Origin of the sequence: Neobacillus rhizosphaerae (assembly GCF_937468385.1) — a bacterium.
GTDB classification, from domain to species: Bacteria; Bacillota; Bacilli; order Bacillales; family Cytobacillaceae; genus Neobacillus; species Neobacillus rhizosphaerae.
In genome coordinates, this window is sequence record NZ_CALBWS010000078.1 from 1 (window position 1) to 391 (window position 391).

Here is a 391-nt window from a genome sequence, read left to right on the forward strand (position 1 = left end):
ATCTCCGGATCAAAGCTTACTTACAGCTCCCCGAAGCATATCGGTGTTAGTCCCGTCCTTCATCGGCTCCTAGTGCCAAGGCATTCACCGTGCGCCCTTTCTAACTTAACCTAAAAGGTTTTTTTCTCTATTAAATAGAGAGAAAACTAAAATGGCAATTACTCGATGTTTACTTTGCTTCTTCTTTACGATTATCTAGTTTTCAAGGAACAAAAATAGCAATATCCATTGCTATCGGAGAGAATTGCTCTCTCAAAACTAAGCAAACAAAAACAATCAAACAAACGTGTTTTGTCTGGCTCATACGTCCAGCTTATATCCTTAGAAAGGAGGTGATCCAGCCGCACCTTCCGATACGGCTACCTTGTTACGACTTCACCCCAATCATCTG

2 rRNA genes are annotated in these 391 nt (G+C 41.4%); both read right to left on the bottom strand.

Features of this window, described 5'->3' with window-relative positions:
• Window positions 1-111: ribosomal RNA gene (locus M5A78_RS24620) — 23S ribosomal RNA — on the bottom strand; the annotation flags it as partial.
• A 214-nt stretch (window positions 112-325) separates the two neighbouring features.
• Window positions 326-391 (bottom strand): 16S ribosomal RNA (locus M5A78_RS24625); the annotation flags it as partial.